General features: G+C 55.0%; 16 protein-coding genes. 13 read left to right on the forward strand and 3 right to left on the reverse strand.

The genetic code is table 11. The annotated features are described in order from the left end of the window. The first annotated feature begins 67 nt into the window (after positions 1-67). The 7 genes from ubiE (at position 68) to tatD (ending at position 5,652) form a co-directional block, all read left to right on the forward strand. Complete coding sequence (gene ubiE, locus FND52_RS21205; protein ID WP_125295480.1) at positions 68-823, forward strand: bifunctional demethylmenaquinone methyltransferase/2-methoxy-6-polyprenyl-1,4-benzoquinol methylase UbiE; 756 nt, start codon at positions 68-70, stop codon at positions 821-823. 12 nt (positions 824-835) lie between these two features. After that, complete coding sequence (gene ubiJ / locus FND52_RS21210) at positions 836-1,441, forward strand: ubiquinone biosynthesis protein UbiJ (protein ID WP_125295481.1); 606 nt, start codon at positions 836-838, stop codon at positions 1,439-1,441. Further along, the gene (gene ubiB, locus FND52_RS21215) at positions 1,438-3,084 is read left to right on the forward strand and encodes a ubiquinone biosynthesis regulatory protein kinase UbiB (RefSeq protein ID WP_144133140.1); all 1,647 of its coding nucleotides are present in this window, start codon (positions 1,438-1,440) and stop codon (positions 3,082-3,084) included. Before ubiJ ends, ubiB begins: the two co-directional genes overlap by 4 nt. A 185-nt stretch (positions 3,085-3,269) precedes the next feature. Continuing rightward, positions 3,270-3,521, forward strand: a complete 252-nt coding sequence (tatA, locus tag FND52_RS21220; protein ID WP_125295483.1) for a Sec-independent protein translocase subunit TatA — start codon at positions 3,270-3,272, stop codon at positions 3,519-3,521. 3 nt (positions 3,522-3,524) lie between these two features. Further along, positions 3,525-4,058 carry a Sec-independent protein translocase protein TatB gene (gene tatB / locus FND52_RS21225; protein WP_125295484.1) on the forward strand — a complete coding sequence of 178 codons (534 nt, stop codon included), beginning with the start codon at positions 3,525-3,527 and terminating at the stop codon, positions 4,056-4,058. A gap of 2 nt (positions 4,059-4,060) precedes the next feature. After that, positions 4,061-4,828 carry a Sec-independent protein translocase subunit TatC gene (gene tatC, locus FND52_RS21230; RefSeq protein ID WP_125295485.1) on the forward strand — a complete coding sequence of 256 codons (768 nt, stop codon included), beginning with the start codon at positions 4,061-4,063 and terminating at the stop codon, positions 4,826-4,828. A 41-nt stretch (positions 4,829-4,869) separates the two neighbouring features. Next, on the forward strand, positions 4,870-5,652 hold the full coding sequence (gene tatD / locus FND52_RS21235) for a 3'-5' ssDNA/RNA exonuclease TatD (RefSeq protein ID WP_144133142.1): 783 nt from the start codon (positions 4,870-4,872) through the stop codon (positions 5,650-5,652). Here tatD and rfaH read toward each other — a convergent pair whose 3' ends face one another. Then, entirely contained in the window at positions 5,653-6,141 is a 489-nt protein-coding gene (gene rfaH, locus FND52_RS21240; RefSeq protein WP_125295487.1) for a transcription/translation regulatory transformer protein RfaH, read from the reverse strand. A 170-nt stretch (positions 6,142-6,311) separates the two neighbouring features. Between rfaH and ubiD the strand changes: the two genes are divergently transcribed. Further along, a complete protein-coding gene (ubiD, locus tag FND52_RS21245) occupies positions 6,312-7,808 on the forward strand; it encodes a 4-hydroxy-3-polyprenylbenzoate decarboxylase (RefSeq protein ID WP_125295488.1) in 1,497 nt (498 codons plus the stop codon). Positions 7,809-7,853: 45 nt separating this feature from the next. Beyond that, a complete protein-coding gene (gene fre / locus FND52_RS21250; RefSeq protein WP_125295489.1) occupies positions 7,854-8,555 on the forward strand; it encodes an NAD(P)H-flavin reductase in 702 nt (233 codons plus the stop codon). Positions 8,556-8,665: 110 nt separating this feature from the next. Here the strand turns inward: fre and fadA are convergent, their stop codons facing one another. Beyond that, positions 8,666-9,829, reverse strand: a complete 1,164-nt coding sequence (gene fadA, locus FND52_RS21255) for an acetyl-CoA C-acyltransferase FadA (RefSeq protein ID WP_144133144.1) — start codon at positions 9,827-9,829, stop codon at positions 8,666-8,668. 10 nt (positions 9,830-9,839) lie between these two features. Continuing rightward, a complete protein-coding gene (gene fadB, locus FND52_RS21260; protein WP_144133146.1) occupies positions 9,840-12,029 on the reverse strand; it encodes a fatty acid oxidation complex subunit alpha FadB in 2,190 nt (729 codons plus the stop codon). Between the two features lie 191 nt (positions 12,030-12,220). On the opposite strand from fadB, the gene pepQ reads away from it, so the two are divergent. The 4 genes from pepQ to hemG are packed head-to-tail and all read left to right on the forward strand — an operon-like array spanning position 12,221 to position 16,212. After that, positions 12,221-13,552 (forward strand): Xaa-Pro dipeptidase, encoded by a 1,332-nt coding sequence (gene pepQ, locus FND52_RS21265; RefSeq protein WP_125295492.1) that lies wholly within the window; start codon positions 12,221-12,223, stop codon positions 13,550-13,552. Next, complete coding sequence (locus FND52_RS21270) at positions 13,552-14,163, forward strand: IMPACT family protein (protein WP_144133148.1); 612 nt, start codon at positions 13,552-13,554, stop codon at positions 14,161-14,163. Before pepQ ends, FND52_RS21270 begins: the two co-directional genes overlap by 1 nt. Positions 14,164-14,202: 39 nt before the next feature. Further along, positions 14,203-15,654, forward strand: a complete 1,452-nt coding sequence (gene trkH / locus FND52_RS21275) for a Trk system potassium transporter TrkH (RefSeq protein ID WP_125295494.1) — start codon at positions 14,203-14,205, stop codon at positions 15,652-15,654. A gap of 12 nt (positions 15,655-15,666) precedes the next feature. Then, complete coding sequence (gene hemG, locus FND52_RS21280) at positions 15,667-16,212, forward strand: menaquinone-dependent protoporphyrinogen IX dehydrogenase (protein ID WP_125295495.1); 546 nt, start codon at positions 15,667-15,669, stop codon at positions 16,210-16,212. Positions 16,213-16,626 lie beyond the last annotated feature (414 nt).

The following is a 16,626-nucleotide window of genomic DNA, read 5'->3' on the forward strand; positions in this document are numbered from 1 at the left end:
AACATAGGGCAATCGCGCCCAATCTGTTACACTTCACGAACATTTTTTATCAATAGCAGGCTCCGAAATGGTTGATGATTCACAGGACACAACGCACTTTGGCTTTCAGACCGTAGCGAAAGCGCAGAAGGCGGATATGGTGGCGCAGGTTTTCCATTCTGTTGCAGCGAAATATGATGTTATGAATGACCTGATGTCGTTCGGGATCCATCGCTTATGGAAGCGCTTTACTATTGATTGCAGCGGTGTGCGCCGTGGACAAAAAGTGTTGGATCTGGCGGGTGGCACCGGCGATTTGACGGCGAAATTCTCCCGTTTGGTGGGCGAAACCGGCACGGTTGTACTGGCGGACATCAACGACTCCATGCTGAAAATGGGCCGTGAGAAGCTGCGCAATATCGGTGTAGTGGGCAACGTTGAATACGTTCAGGCCAACGCGGAAGCGCTGCCGTTCCCGGATAACACCTTTGATTGCATCACCATCTCGTTTGGCCTGCGCAACGTGACCGACAAAGACAAAGCGCTGCGTTCGATGTATCGCGTGCTGAAGCCCGGCGGTCGTCTGCTGGTGCTGGAGTTCTCCAAACCGGTTATCGACCCGTTAAGCAAGGCCTATGACGCCTACTCCTTCCACGTGCTGCCGCGTATCGGCGAGCTGGTGGCGCAGGACGCGGAAAGCTATCGCTATCTGGCGGAATCCATTCGTATGCATCCCAATCAGGACACGCTGAAAGCGATGATGGCGGATGCCGGGTTTGATAACGTCGAATATTTCAATATGACCGCGGGTATCGTCGCGCTTCATCGTGGTTATAAGTTTTAAGGGAGACCGCGGATGCCAATAACACCGCTAATTACCGCTGGTATCGAAGGGGCGTTAAACGCCTTCTTATACCAGGACCGGGCGCTTAAATCTGCACGTCAGCGGTTGCAGGGAAAGGTGTTGCGTATTGCCCTCCGCGAGTTCTCTACCCCGCTGGTGCTGGTCTTCAGTGAACAGCAGGTTGACGTGCTGGGGCAGTGGGAAGGCGAGACCGACTGTTCGGTGACCACGCGCCTGTCGGTATTGCCTGAACTGCGCAATCGCCAGCAGCTGACCGCGCTGATCCGCCGTGGCGATCTGGAAGTCGAAGGCGACATTCAGGTGGTGCAAAACCTGGTTTCCCTGATGGATCTGGCGGAATTTGACCCTGCGGAACTGCTTGCGCCGTACATTGGCGACATCGCCGCCGAAGGGCTGGGCAAAATCTTTCGCACCGGCGCGCGCATCGTGAAAAAAGGCGTTGAGCGTAATCAGCGCTATCTGGCTGAGGCGGTAACGGAAGAGTGGCGTATGGCCCCCGGACCGCTGGAAGTCGCCTGGTTTGCTGAAGAAACTGATGCACTTGCGCGATCGCTCGACGCGCTTATTGGTCGTTTAGAAACGCTGGAGGCCAAATGACGCCAGGTGAAATGCGGCGCCTGTACTTCATCATTCGTACTTTTTTAAGCTATGGGCTGGATGAGCTCATACCAAAGATCCGCATCACGTTGCCGCTGCGCTTATGGCGGCGCACGCTGTTCTGGATGCCCAACCGCCACGGCGATAAAGAGTTAGGCCAGCGTCTGCGGCTGGCGCTTCAGGAACTCGGCCCGGTGTGGATCAAGTTTGGTCAGATGCTGTCTACCCGCCGCGACCTGTTTCCTCCCCAGATCGCCGATCAGCTTGCCATGTTACAGGACCGCGTCGCGCCCTTTGACGGCGTGCTGGCAAAGCGCCAAATCGAAAAGTCGATGGGCGATATTCCGGTGGAAAGTTGGTTCGATGATTTCGACATCAACCCTCTGGCTTCGGCATCCATCGCGCAGGTGCATACGGCGAAACTGAAAGAGAACGGCAAAGAAGTCGTGATCAAGGTTATCCGCCCCGATATCCTGCCGATAATCCGCGCTGATATGAAACTGATCTACCGCCTGGCGCGCTGGGTGCCGCGTTTATTGCCGGATGGCCGTCGTTTACGCCCGGTGGAAGTGGTGCGGGAATATGAAAAAACGCTGATTGATGAGCTTAACCTGCTGCGTGAAGCAGCAAATGCCATTCAACTGCGGCGCAACTTTGAAAACAGCCCGATGCTGTATGTGCCTGAGGTTTACTCAGATTACTGTAGCCAGAATATGCTGGTGATGGAGCGCATTTACGGCATTCCGGTTTCTGATGTGGAAACCCTTGAGCGCAACGGCACCAATATGCAACTGCTGGCGGAGCGCGGCGTACAGGTGTTCTTCACCCAGGTGTTTCGCGACAGCTTCTTCCATGCCGATATGCATCCGGGCAATATTTTCGTCAGTTACGAACACCCGGAAAACCCTAAATACATCGGCATTGACTGCGGCATCGTCGGCTCGCTGAACAAAGAAGATAAGCGCTATCTGGCGGAGAACTTCATCGCCTTCTTTAACCGCGATTACCGCAAGGTTGCCGAGCTGCACGTCGATTCCGGCTGGGTGCCGCCGGATACCAATGTTGAAGAGTTTGAGTTCGCTATCCGTACCGTATGCGAACCCATCTTTGAGAAGCCGCTGGCGGAAATCTCATTTGGCCATGTGCTGCTGAATTTGTTCAACACTGCGCGTCGCTTCAACATGGAAGTTCAGCCGCAACTGGTGCTGCTGCAAAAAACTTTGCTGTATGTGGAAGGCGTTGGCCGCCAACTTTATCCACAGCTGGATTTATGGAAAACGGCAAAACCGTTTCTGGAATCCTGGATCAAAGATCAGGTAGGTTTTCCGGCGCTGGTACGCTCTTTTAAAGAGAAAGCACCGTTCTGGATCGAAAAAATGCCAGAAATACCTGAACTGGTGTACGACAGTTTGCGCCAGGGCAAACAATTGCAACAAAGCGTTGATAAAATCGCCCGCGAGTTACACGAACAGCGCGTGCGGCAAGGCCAATCACGCTATCTGTTTGGTATTGGCGCCACGCTGGTGTTAAGCGGAACGCTAGTGCTGGTGACTCGCCCGGAATGGGACTTAATCCCGGCATGGGTTATGGCGGGCGGTATCGTCGTATGGCTGATTGGCTGGCGTCGTACTGGCTCGATTTAAAACATCATGGAATGACTGCGTTGAAATTATCAGCGTTCAGGCTGTAAAAAAGCGGGCGACATTTTCACAACTTACACAAAAACTCTGTGACCGTTGTGGATATGTTTACCAACACTGATGCAGCCTGGATAATGAGCGGTATATAATGCGGTTTGAAATTTCATCATCTGTAGCTGAGGATTTATATGGGTGGCATTAGTATTTGGCAGTTATTGATCATTGTCGTTATCGTCGTACTGCTTTTCGGTACCAAAAAGCTCAGTTCTTTGGGTTCCGATCTGGGTGCCTCCATTAAAGGTTTCAAGAAAGCCATGGGCGATGACGAGCCGAAAAACACCTCTACTCAGGATGCTGATTTCACTGCGAAATCCCTTTCTGACAAGCAAAGCGACGTGAAGAAAGACGAAGCGAAGAGCAACGATAAAGAGCAGGTGTAAGCCGTGTTCGATATTGGTTTCGGTGAACTGGTTCTTGTCTTTGTCATCGGTCTCATTGTGTTGGGGCCGCAGCGTTTGCCTGTTGCGGTCAAAACCATAGCCGGGTGGGTGAGGGCGCTACGTTCCCTTGCCACCACCGTGCAAAATGAGCTGACTCAGGAGTTAAAACTCCAGGAATTCCAGGACAGTCTCAAGAAAGTTGAGAAAGCGAGCCTCAGTAATCTCACCCCAGAGCTCAAGGCTTCCATGGATGAATTGCGTGAAGCGGCAGAGTCAATGAAACGCACCTATACGGCTAACGACCCGGAAAAGGCGCATGACGAAGCCCACACCATTCATAATCCGATTGTGAAAGACAACGAAGCGGCGCATGAAGGCGTTACGCCAGCCACGGCGGAAAACCAGGTGAGCGCGTCGGCACAAAAACCGGCTCCGGCCCCGTCTGCTGAGCAGCCTGTCGATCTGACCAAAGCGTCATCGGCTTCGACGTCTTCTCCGGTAGACGCCGCACCGTCGTCCTCAAGTGAAAAATCCTGAACATGGCTGTAGAAGATACTCAACCCCTAATCAGTCACCTGATTGAACTGCGTAAGCGTCTGCTGAACTGCGTCGTCGCGATCCTGGCAATCTTCCTGGCGCTGGTTTATTTCGCCAACGATATTTATCAATTGGTCTCCGCGCCGTTGATAAGCCAGATGCCGCAGGGCGCAACCATGATTGCCACCGATGTGGCATCGCCGTTTTTCACGCCGATCAAGCTGACCATGATGGTATCGGTGATCCTGTCCGCCCCGGTGATCCTCTACCAGGTATGGGCATTTATCGCCCCTGCGCTGTACAAACATGAACGCCGTTTAGTGGTGCCGCTGCTGGTATCCAGTACGCTGCTGTTCTATATCGGTATGGCGTTTGCCTATTTCGTGGTGTTCCCGCTGGCGTTTGGCTTCCTGACGCATACCGCGCCGGTCGGCGTGGTGGTTTCAACCGATATCGCCAGCTACCTCAGCTTCGTCATGGCGCTGTTTATGGCGTTTGGCGTGTCGTTTGAAGTCCCGGTCGCTATCGTGCTGCTGTGCTGGATGGGCGTGACCACGCCGGAAGACTTACGTAAAAAACGGCCGTATGTGTTAGTGGGCGCGTTTGTCGTGGGTATGCTGCTGACGCCGCCGGATGTTTTCTCGCAGACCTTACTGGCTATCCCGATGTATTTCCTGTTTGAAGTCGGCGTATTCTTCGCGCGCTTCTACGTCGGCAAGCGACGTATGCCGTCTGAAGAAGACGACGAAACGGAAGCCACGAAAGAGTAACCTAAACCGCCCACCGGGCGGTTTTTTACAGGATAAACCGCATGTTTGATATTGGCGTAAACCTCACCAGCGGGCAGTTTGATAAAGATCGGGATGACGTGGTAGCGCGGGCTTTCGCCGCAGGCGTATCGGGCATGTTAATAACCGGCACCAGCTTGCACGAGAGCCAGCAGGCGCAGCAGCTCGCCAGCCGCTACGACAACTGTTGGTCCACCGCCGGCGTTCATCCCCATGACGCCAGCCAGTGGTTGCCTGAGACCGCCGATGCGCTGCGCGAACTGGCGAACACGCCTGAAGTGGTCGCTATGGGTGAATGCGGGCTGGATTTCAACCGCAACTATTCCACGCCGGAAGATCAGGAGCGGGCGTTCAGCGCTCAACTGGCGCTGGCGGCGGAGTTATCGCTGCCGGTGTTTATGCACTGTCGGGATGCCCATGAACGGTTTATCGCACTGCTGACGCCGTGGCTCGATAAACTGCCGGGCGCGGTATTGCACTGCTTTACCGGTACGCGCGAAGAGGCGCGGGCGTGTCTGGACCTGGGGATTTATTTAGGCATTACCGGTTGGGTATGCGATGAACGTCGCGGGCTTGAGTTGCGTGAGTTGCTGCCGATGATCCCTGCCAATAAACTGTTTTTTGAAACCGATGCCCCGTGGCTGTTGCCGCGCGATCTGCCGGTCAAACCCTCATCGCGCCGTAACGAGCCGGGCTACTTGCCGCATATCATTACCCAGTCGGCGGCGTGGCGTGGGGAAGATGCGCAACAGCTGATTCAGCAAACTGACGAGAATGTGCGAACGCTGTTTGGCATTCGCTTCTGATTACTGTTTTTTGAACTCGGTGTTCTGCACGCTTTGCAGAACCTGTTGATTAAGCAGATTTAACAGCAGCATGGAGCGCGCCTCGCCGTCAGGCTCGGTAAATATCGCATTTAGCCCCTTAAACGCGCCGTGGGTAATCACAACGGTATCGCCGGGGTATGGCGTGCCCGGATCGGTGATCTCTTCAGACTGGTAATGGACCAACTGCTCGATAACGGTAACCGGTACGGTAGCAGGCTGAGTGCCGAAGCGTACAAAGTGGCTGACGCCACGAGTGGCGTTAATGGTGGTCGTGTGAATGACTTCCGGGTCGAATTCGATAAACAGGTAATTTGGGAACAGCGGCTCACTGACTGTTGTACGTTTTCCACGCACGATTTTTTCCAGCGTGATCATCGGCGTGAGGCAGTTTACCGCCTGACGTTCCAGATGCTCTTGCGCACGCTGAAGCTGACCTCGTTTGCAGTACAGTAGATACCAGGATTGCATAAACACTCTTCTTCAATAACCAGGCGCAAAAGGATATCAAAACTCCTTTTATATAGCTAAAACCATTATAACTAACAGATAAGATGCTCTCGTATCAGTTCACGCTAATTTAACAAAATTACAGCATGCCTGCGACGAACACCGTATAATGAAGCGCTAAACAAAAAGGCATAAAAAACTGCATGAAATATCACGATCTGCGCGATTTCCTGACGCTGCTTGAGCAGCAGGGCGAGTTAAAACGCATCTCGCTGGCTGTTGATCCTCATCTTGAGATGACCGAAATTGCTGACCGCACATTGCGTGCCGGTGGGCCGGCATTACTTTTTGAAAACCCAAAAGGGTATGACATGCCGGTGCTCTGCAACCTGTTCGGCACGCCGAAGCGCGTGGCAATGGGAATGGGGCAGGAAGACGTGACGGCACTGCGCGAGGTGGGGAAACTGCTCGCCTTTTTAAAAGAGCCTGAGCCGCCGCGCGGATTTCGCGATCTGTTTGATAAATTGCCGCAGTTTAAACAAGTTCTGAATATGCCGACTAAACGCCTGCGCAACGCGCCATGCCAGCAAAAAGTGCTGCAGGGCGAGCAGGTGGATCTCACCCGTATTCCGATTATGCAGTGCTGGCCAGAAGATGCCGCGCCGTTAATCACCTGGGGGCTTACCGTCACCCGTGGGCCGCACAAAGAGCGCCAGAATCTGGGTATCTATCGCCAGCAGTTGATTGGTAAAAACAAACTGATTATGCGCTGGCTTTCCCATCGCGGCGGCGCGCTGGATTTCCAGGAGTGGTGCGCGGCCCATCCCGGCGAACGTTTCCCGGTCTCCGTGGCGTTAGGTGCCGATCCGGCTACCATCCTCGGCGCGGTAACACCGGTCCCGGATACGCTGTCGGAATACGCCTTTGCCGGACTGCTGCGCGGCACCAAAACTGAAGTGGTCAAATGCCTGTCCAACGATCTGGAAGTGCCCGCCAGCGCGGAGATTGTGCTGGAAGGGTATATCGAGCAGGGTGAAATGGCACCGGAAGGCCCGTATGGCGACCATACTGGCTACTACAATGAAGTGGATAACTTCCCGGTATTCACGGTGACGCACATAACCCAGCGCGAAGACGCGATTTATCACTCTACCTATACCGGACGTCCGCCGGATGAACCTGCGGTGCTGGGCGTGGCGTTGAATGAAGTTTTCGTGCCGATTTTGCAGAAGCAATTCCCGGAAATTGTTGATTTTTATCTGCCGCCGGAAGGCTGCTCTTACCGCCTGGCCGTCGTGACCATGAAGAAGCAGTACGCCGGGCACGCCAGGCGCGTGATGATGGGCGTGTGGTCATTCCTGCGGCAGTTTATGTATACCAAGTTTGTCATCGTCTGTGATGATGATGTCAATGCGCGTGACTGGAACGATGTAATCTGGGCCATCACTACCCGTATGGACCCGGCGCGCGACACCGTTCTGGTAGAAAACACGCCGATCGATTACCTGGATTTTGCCTCACCGGTTTCCGGTTTGGGTTCAAAAATGGGACTGGACGCCACCAACAAATGGCCCGGTGAAACCCAGCGTGAATGGGGTCGTCCGATTGAAAAAGATCCGGCGGTGGTCGAGCGTATCGACGCCATTTGGGATCAACTGGCCATTTTTAATGACGGTAAAAGCGCCTGACGCGACCGTTGCGGTTTTGCAATATTGACCCGACAGAGGGAACGCATGACAACCTTAAGCTGTAAAGTGACCTCGGTAGACGCGATCACAGAAACCGTGTACCGCGTTCGTTTAGTACCGGACTCACCTTTTTCCTTTCGTGCTGGCCAGTACCTGATGGTGGTAATGGACGAGCGCGATAAGCGCCCGTTCTCAATGGCGTCAACGCCGGACGAACAGGGGTTCATTGAACTGCACATCGGCGCATCAGAGCTTAATCTCTACGCCATGGCGGTGATGGACCGTATTCTTAAAGACCGCGAGATCGTCATCGATATTCCTCACGGCGACGCGTGGCTGCGTGACGAAGACGATCGTCCGCTGATTTTGATCGCGGGCGGCACCGGGTTCTCCTATGTGCGTTCAATTTTGTTTACTGCGCTGGCGCGTAATCCTGCCCGTGAAATCGCCATCTACTGGGGCGGCCGGGAAGAGAAACATCTTTACGATTTAGCCGAGCTGGAAGCGCTGTCGGTGAATCACCCGAATCTCAGCGTGGTGCCGGTAGTGGAACAGCCGGAGGAAGCGTGGCGTGGACGTAGCGGGACAGTACTGACGGCGGTTATGCAGGATTTCGGTACCCTGAGCGAGCACGACATCTATATTGCCGGGCGCTTTGAGATGGCGAAAATCGCCCGCGATCTTTTCTGTAACGAGCGTGGCGCGCGTGAAGACCGTATGTTTGGCGACGCGTTTTCGTTTATTTGATAAAAAACCCGCCCCTGACAGGCGGGAAGAACGGCAACTAAACTCTTTTTTTCTTGCCTTTGACACCGTAGCGGCGTTTTATTTCCTGCCGCTACGGTGTCGCGTAACACTTAAACCCGCTCAAACACCGTCGCGATGCCCTGGCCGAGGCCAATACACATCGTGGCAAGCCCGAACTGCGCGTCTTTACGTTCCATCAGGTTAATCAGCGTGGTGCTGATACGTGCCCCGGAACATCCCAGCGGGTGGCCTAACGCGATGGCACCGCCGTTGAGGTTAATCTTCTCGTCGATCTGCTCCATCAAGCCCAGATCCTTAATGCACGGCAGGATCTGCGCGGCAAAGGCTTCATTCATCTCGAACAGATCGATGTCCGCTGCGCTCAGGCCCGCTTTTTTCAGCGCCAGCTTCGAGGCTGGAACCGGGCCGTAACCCATAATCGACGGATCGCAACCGACCACCGCCATCGAGCGGATACGCGCACGCGGCGTCAGGCCCAGTTCTCTGGCGCGGCTTTCGCTCATCACCAGCATGGCCGCTGCGCCGTCGGACAGCGCGGAAGAGGTGCCCGCGGTAACGGTGCCATTGGCCGGGTCGAATGCCGGTTTCAGCGTCGCCAGGCTTTCCATGTTGGTTTCCGGGCGGATCACTTCGTCATAGTCATAGCGCTTTAGCACGCCGTCGGCGTCATGGCCGTTCACCGGGACGATCTCATTTTTGAAATGACCGGCCTGGGTCGCCGCCCATGCGCGCTGGTGCGAGCGGGCGGCAAAGCTGTCCTGCATTTCACGGCTGATACCGTGCATGCGTGCCAGCATTTCTGCCGTCAGGCCCATCATGCCCGCCGCTTTCGCCACGTTGCGGCTCAGGCCAGGGTGAAAGTCCACGCCGTGGTTCATCGGCACGTGACCCATATGTTCTACGCCGCCGATCAGGCAGGTCTGGGCATCGCCGGTCATGATCATGCGTGCGGCATCGTGCAGCGCCTGCATCGACGAGCCGCACAGGCGGTTAACCGTCACCGCTGGTACGCGATGCGGAATTTCCGCCAGCAGCGCGGCGTTACGCGCAATGTTGAAGCCCTGCTCCAGGGTCTGCTGTACGCAGCCCCAGTAAATATCATCAATCGCTGAAGGTTCCAGCGCCGGGGTACGCGACAGCAGGCTGCGCATCAGATGTGCTGACAGATCTTCCGCCCGCACCTGACGAAACGCGCCGCCTTTGGAACGGCCCATCGGGGTGCGGATTGCGTCAACAATTACCACCTTTTCCATCTTTCACTCCTTAAGCCGTTTTCAAATCGCCAACCGGGCGCGCGGGTTCAACCGGGGGATAATACGGTTCGTTAAGACGCGCTTTGGCACGCAAACCGTCCGGCACCGCATACAACGGACCGAGGTGTTGATATTGCTGAGCCATATCGAGGTATTTAGCGCTGCCCAGGGTATCCAGCCAGCGGAACGCGCCGCCGTGGAACGGAGGGAAGCCAAGACCGTAGACCAGCGCCATATCCGCTTCCGCCGGGCTGGCGATAATGCCTTCTTCCAGACAACGCACCACTTCGTTGACCATCGGGATCATCATGCGGGCGATAATTTCTTCATCGCTAAACTCGCGCTTCGGCTGGCTGACTTCCGCCAGCAGCCCTTCTACTGCCTCGTCCTGCTCTTTACGCGGTTTGCCTTTGCTGTCTTCTTTGTAACGCCAGAAGCCAAGACCGTTTTTCTGACCGTAGCGACCGGCGTCGAACAGGGCATCAATCGCATCGCGGTAGTCTTTCGCCATCCGCTGCGGGAAGCCTGCTGCCATGACCGCCTGGGCGTGGTGCGCAGTATCAATGCCGACCACGTCGAGCAGGTAAGCCGGGCCCATCGGCCAGCCGAACTGTTTTTCCATGACCTTATCGATCTGGCGGAAATCGGCCCCGTCACGCAGCAACTGGCTGAAACCGGCAAAATAAGGGAACAGGACGCGGTTAACGAAGAAACCCGGGCAGTCGTTAACCACAATCGGTGTTTTGCCCATTTTGCTGGCCCACGCCACCACTTTGGCAATGGTTTCGTCAGAGGTTTTCTCGCCGCGGATCACTTCAACCAGCGGCATACGGTGCACCGGGTTAAAGAAGTGCATTCCACAGAAGTTTTCCGGACGCTTCAGCGCGCTGGCTAATTCAGTAATCGGAATGGTCGAGGTGTTAGATGCCAGCACGGTATCCGGACGAATTTTATCTTCGGTTTCGGCCAGCACCGCTTTTTTGACTTTCGGGTTTTCAACCACCGCTTCAACCACCACATCTACGCGCTCGAATCCGGCGTAGTCCAGGGTCGGGTGAATGGTGGAGATCACGCCAGCCAGTTTCAGCCCATCGATTTTGCCGCGCTCCAACTGCTTATTCAGCAGCTTGCCCGCTTCGGTCATCCCCAGGGTTAACGATTTATCGTTGATATCCTTCATGATCACCGGCACGCCTTTCCACGCAGACTGGTAAGCGATACCGCCGCCCATAATCCCCGCGCCCAGCACTGCCGCCTGTTTTGGCGTCTCGACCGATTTGGTCTGCTGCTTCGCCAGGCCTTTGACATACTGATCGTTCAGGAAGATGCCCACTAACGCGCGCGCCTGCGGGGTGTGCGCCAGCGGAACAAAGCTCTGGTTTTCTAACTTCAGCGCTTCTTCACGGCCCAGCGTCGCAGCGGCTTCGATGGTTTTCACTGCGGTCATAGGGGCCGGATAGTGTTTGCCTGCGGTTTGCATCACCATGCCTTTGGCAATGGTAAAGCTCATGGTGGCTTCGATTTTACTTAAGTGCAGCGGCTCCAGCTTCGGCGCACGCTTCGCTTTCCAGTCCAAATCGCCGTTAATGGCCTGACGCAATACGCTTAACGCGCCGTCGACCAGTTTCTCAGGTTTAACAACGGCGTCCACCAGACCGACGCTCAGCGCCTGTTGCGCGCTCACGTCTTTACCGGCGGCAATGATTTCCAGCGCGCTGTCTGCACCCAGCAGACGCGGCAGACGCACCGAGCCGCCAAACCCCGGCATGATCCCCAGTTTGGTTTCCGGCAGGCCGATGCGCAGATCCGGCGTGGCGATACGGTAGTCAGTGGCTAATACGCATTCGCAGCCACCGCCCAGCGCGTATCCGTTGATGGCGGACAGCGTCGGCACCGGCAAATCTTCCAGACGATTAAAGACGCTGTTGGCGAAGTGCAGCCACTGGCTGAGCTGCTCCTGCGGAACCAGGAACAACGAGAGAAATTCGGTAATATCCGCGCCGACAATAAATGCCGCTTTTTCTGAGCGCAGCAGCAGGCCTTTGAGTTCGCTTTGTTTTTCTAATACATCCAGCGCGTGGCCGAGGCTTGCAACCGTCGCGGTATCGAGTTTGTTGACTGAGCCGGGGGCATCGAACACCAGTTCGGCGATGCCATCTTCCAGCCAGTTAACGTACAGGGTGTCGCCTTTGTAGAGCATGTCAGTCTCCTGAATCCAGCATGGGGATCTGGTCGTACCAGATGACTCGGAGTGTGGAATTGATGTTAATGAAATGCAAATAAGACTTTAAATATTTGCAAAGGGGATCACGGATGGTCGAAATCGCTGCGGTGCTGAATCGGTGTGCTAAGATGCGAGAATTTATTGTTGAACAAGAAGAAGGGTAGATTATGGATTCGCTGGCAACACTTTATAAAAACCACCTGGCGACGCTACAGGAACGCACGCGGGATGTGCTCTCTCGTTTTCAGCTTGATGCGCTGCTGATCCATTCCGGTGAGCTGTTTAACGTCTTTCTTGACGATCATCCGTATCCGTTCAAAGTCAATCCGCAGTTCAAGGCGTGGGTGCCCGTCACCCAGGTGCCAAACTGCTGGCTGCTGGTGGATGGCGTGAATAAGCCGAAGCTGTGGTTCTATCTCCCGGTGGATTACTGGCATAACGTTGAGCCGCTACCGACCTCATTCTGGACCGAGGAAATCGACATAATCGCGTTGCCGAAAGCTGATGGCATCGCCAGCCAACTGCCAACAGGGCGCGGCAATATGGCGTATATCGGGCCGGTGCCGGAGCGTGCGTTGCAGTTAGAAATCCCTGCAGCCAATATCAACCCGAAAGGCGTCATCGACTATCTGCACTACTACCGCTCTTATAAAACGGATTATGAACTGGCCTGCATGCGCGAAGCGCAGAAAACGGCGGTAAACGGGCATCAGGCGGCGCACGAAGCGTTCCTGTCCGGGATGAGCGAATTCGATATCAACCAGGCGTATCTCACCGCCACCGGTCATCGCGATACCGATGTACCTTACAGCAATATCGTGGCGCTGAACGAACACGCCGCCGTGCTGCACTACACCAAACTTGATCACCGCGCACCTTCTGAAATGCGCAGCTTCCTGCTGGACGCCGGGGCGGAATACAACGGCTATGCCGCAGATTTGACCCGCACCTGGGCGGCAAATAGCGATAACGACTATGCGCAGCTGATTAAAGACGTGAATGAAGAACAGCTGGCGCTGATCGCCACCATGAAGGCGGGCGTGCGTTATACCGAATACCATTTGCAGTTCCATCAGCGCATCGCCAAATTGCTGAAGCGTCATCAGCTCGTTACCGATATCAGTGAAGAAGCGATGGTGGAAGCCGACATCACCGGGCCGTTTATGCCGCACGGGATTGGCCATCCGCTGGGCTTACAGGTGCATGACGTGGCGGGCTTTATGCAGGATAACAGCGGCACCCATCTTCCTGCGCCGGAAAAATACCCGTACCTGCGCTGCACCCGCGTGCTTGAACCGGGTATGGTGCTGACCATCGAGCCAGGCATCTACTTTATTGAATCGCTGCTGGCCCCGTGGCGTGAAGGGCAATATGCGAAACACTTCAACTGGCAGAAAATCGACGCGCTGAAGCCGTTTGGCGGGGTCCGCATTGAAGATAACGTCGTGATCCACGAAAACAGCATTGAGAACATGACGCGGGACCTGAAACTCGCCTGATGGAAAGCTGGCTTATCCCGGCTCAGCCGGTCACCCTGACGGAAGAGATCAAAAAAAGCCGCTTTATTACCCGCCTGGCACATACGCCAGGCGTGGAGGCGGCAAAAGCCTTTGTAGCGCAGATGCGCGCGGAGTATCCCGATGCGCGTCACCACTGTTTTGCCTGGGTGGCGGGCGCGCCGGATGATTCGCAGCAGTTAGGGTTTTCGGATGACGGCGAGCCGGCAGGCACGGCGGGCAAGCCGATGCTGGCCCAGCTCATGGGCAGCGGGGTAGGCGAAATTACCGCCGTGGTGATTCGTTATTACGGCGGCGTAAAGCTTGGCACCGGCGGGCTGGTAAAAGCCTACGGTGGCGGTGTTCAGCAAGCGTTGACGCAACTCTCCACGCTGCGCAAAGTGCCGCTGACTGAATATACTTTGCAGTGTGATTATGCGCAGCTGGCAGGGGTTGAGGCGTTGGTTAAGCAGCATGACGGCTTGATTATCCACAGCGATTTTCAGGCCAGCGTACAGTTACGTATTGCGTTGCCGCATCTGCAACTGCCGGAATTTACAGCAAAGCTGACGGATTTTAGTCGCGGCGCATTGCATTTGTTACCGATTGAATAATAATCCACACCTCTTTTTTGACTTCTAAGGAAGTGGCTAATGCAACTTCGCGCGATTACCCGAATCGTAGGGCTACTGGTGATTCTGTTTTCAGGGACCATGATCCTGCCGGGGTTGGTAGCGTTGATCTACCGCGACGGCGCCGGGCGCGCATTTACTCAAACCTTCTTTGTGGCGCTGGTGATTGGTTCCATGCTGTGGTGGCCGAACCGCCGCGAGAAAAAAGAGCTCAAATCCCGGGAAGGATTTTTGATTGTGGTGCTGTTCTGGACGGTGCTGGGCAGCGTCGGGGCACTGCCGTTTATCTTCTCGGAACAGCCTAACCTGACTGTCACCGATGCCTTCTTTGAATCCTTCTCCGGCTTGACTACCACCGGGGCGACCACGCTGGTGGGGCTGGATTCGCTGCCCCATGCCATCCTGTTTTATCGTCAGATGCTGCAATGGTTCGGCGGTATGGGGATCATCGTGCTGGCCGTGGCGATACTGCCGATACTCGGCGTCGGGGGGATGCAGCTGTACCGCGCGGAAATGCCCGGCCCGCTGAAAGATAACAAAATGCGCCCGCGTATTGCCGAAACGGCTAAAACGCTGTGGCTGATCTATGTGTTACTGACCGTGGCCTGCGCGCTGGCGCTGTGGTTTGCCGGGATGCCCGCGTTTGACGCCATCGGCCATAGCTTTTCTACTATCGCGATTGGCGGGTTTTCTACCCATGACGCCAGCATCGGCTATTTCGACAGCCCGACCATTAACACCATCATCGCCATCTTCTTATTAATTTCCGGCTGTAACTACGGCCTGCACTTTTCCTTGCTGAGCGGACGCAACCTGAAGGTGTACTGGCGTGACCCGGAGTTTCGGATGTTTATCGGCGTGCAGTTAACGCTGGTGGCGATCTGTACGCTGGTGCTGTGGTTCCATGATATCTACAGTTCGGCGGTGACGACGCTTAACCAGGCGTTTTTCCAGGTGGTATCAATGGCCACCACGGCGGGCTTTACCACCGACAGCATCGCTAAATGGCCGCTGTTTTTGCCGGTTCTGCTGCTGTGCTCCGCGTTTATCGGCGGCTGTGCCGGGTCTACGGGCGGCGGGCTTAAGGTCATCCGTATTCTTCTCTTATTTAAGCAGGGCAACCGCGAGTTGAAGAGGCTGGTTCACCCTAATGCCGTGTATAGCATCAAGCTTGGCAACCGTGCGCTGCCCGAACGTATCCTTGAAGCGGTATGGGGCTTCTTCTCAGCCTATGCGCTGGTATTCATTGTCAGCATGCTGGCGATTATTGCCACCGGCGTGGATGACTTCTCCGCCTTTGCTTCGGTCGTGGCTACGCTGAATAACCTTGGGCCTGGCCTTGGCGTGGTGGCGGATAACTTCGCCAATATGAATCCGGTGGCTAAATGGATTTTGATCGCCAATATGTTGTTCGGGCGTCTTGAGGTCTTTACCCTTCTGGTGCTCTTTACCCCAACCTTCTGGCGCGAATAACAGGAGCGTATCGTGAAAACCTTAATATTGTTCTCTTCGCGTGATGGACAGACCCGTGAGATCGCCGCTTATATTAGCTCGGAGTTAAAAGAGCAGGGGATTGAAAGCGACCTGGTGAATTTGCATCGCACCGAGGAAATCCACTGGGATAGCTATTCGGCGGTGGTGATTGGCGCGTCTATTCGCTACGGCCATTTTCACTCGTCGCTTAACGCCTTTGTGAAAAAGCACTTCCAGGCGCTGAACGGGATGCCGAGTGCATTCTTCTCCGTTAACCTGGTGGCGCGTAAAGCCGAGAAGCGTACGCCGCAAACCAATAACTATACGCGCAAGTTTCTGATGCAATCCCCCTGGCGGCCTGATATCAGCGCGGTGTTTGCTGGCGCGCTGCGTTACCCGCGCTACGGCTGGCTCGATAAGATGATGATCCGTCTGATTATGAAAATGACGGGCGGTGAAACCGATACCTCTAAGGAAGTGGTGTATACCGACTGGCAGCAAGTCACCAGTTTTGCGGGTGATATCGCGCGTTTATCGACCGAAAGGGGCGTTAAATAGACGTATCGCCTGGAAATTGAGCGAACGAAAACTTTTTTGAATTTAACGCTTGTCAGATTCTGATTACTCCCTATAATGCGCCACCACTGACACGGAACAACGGCGAACAGGCCGGCCGGTCAGCGAAGTCCCTCCGGGGAGTTCGGTGGAGAAAAGCGAAAATTAACGCTTGACTCTGAAGCGGGAAGTCGTAATATACGCACCCCGCGCCGCTGACAAAAAAGCGAAGCGGCACTGCTCTTTAACAATTTATCAGACAATCTGTGTGGGCACTCGCAGGATTGATATCTCAGTGCCTTCGGGTACACAAAGAATTATCAAGTCTCTGAGTGAACACGTAATTCATTACGAAGTTTAATTCACGAGCATCAAACTTTTAAATTGAAGAGTTTGATCATGGCTCAGATTGAACGC

Origin of the sequence: Atlantibacter subterraneus (genome assembly GCF_007570865.1) — a bacterium.
Taxonomy (GTDB): domain Bacteria; phylum Pseudomonadota; class Gammaproteobacteria; order Enterobacterales; family Enterobacteriaceae; genus Atlantibacter; species Atlantibacter subterraneus.

What these genes read in the sequence shown, in the direction of transcription:
- ubiE (WP_125295480.1), top strand. Translation starts at nt 68, where the DNA reads ATGGTTGATGATTCACAGGACACAACGCACTTTGGCTTTCAGACCGTA.
- ubiJ (WP_125295481.1), top strand. Translation starts at nt 836, where the DNA reads ATGCCAATAACACCGCTAATTACCGCTGGTATCGAAGGGGCGTTAAAC.
- ubiB (WP_144133140.1), top strand. Translation starts at nt 1,438, where the DNA reads ATGACGCCAGGTGAAATGCGGCGCCTGTACTTCATCATTCGTACTTTT.
- tatA (WP_125295483.1), top strand. Translation starts at nt 3,270, where the DNA reads ATGGGTGGCATTAGTATTTGGCAGTTATTGATCATTGTCGTTATCGTC.
- tatC (WP_125295485.1), top strand. Translation starts at nt 4,061, where the DNA reads ATGGCTGTAGAAGATACTCAACCCCTAATCAGTCACCTGATTGAACTG.
- tatD (WP_144133142.1), top strand. Translation starts at nt 4,870, where the DNA reads ATGTTTGATATTGGCGTAAACCTCACCAGCGGGCAGTTTGATAAAGAT.
- rfaH (WP_125295487.1), bottom strand. Translation starts at nt 6,141, where the DNA reads ATGCAATCCTGGTATCTACTGTACTGCAAACGAGGTCAGCTTCAGCGT.
- fre (WP_125295489.1), top strand. Translation starts at nt 7,854, where the DNA reads ATGACAACCTTAAGCTGTAAAGTGACCTCGGTAGACGCGATCACAGAA.
- fadA (WP_144133144.1), bottom strand. Translation starts at nt 9,829, where the DNA reads ATGGAAAAGGTGGTAATTGTTGACGCAATCCGCACCCCGATGGGCCGT.
- fadB (WP_144133146.1), bottom strand. Translation starts at nt 12,029, where the DNA reads ATGCTCTACAAAGGCGACACCCTGTACGTTAACTGGCTGGAAGATGGC.
- pepQ (WP_125295492.1), top strand. Translation starts at nt 12,221, where the DNA reads ATGGATTCGCTGGCAACACTTTATAAAAACCACCTGGCGACGCTACAG.
- FND52_RS21270 (WP_144133148.1), top strand. Translation starts at nt 13,552, where the DNA reads ATGGAAAGCTGGCTTATCCCGGCTCAGCCGGTCACCCTGACGGAAGAG.
- trkH (WP_125295494.1), top strand. Translation starts at nt 14,203, where the DNA reads ATGCAACTTCGCGCGATTACCCGAATCGTAGGGCTACTGGTGATTCTG.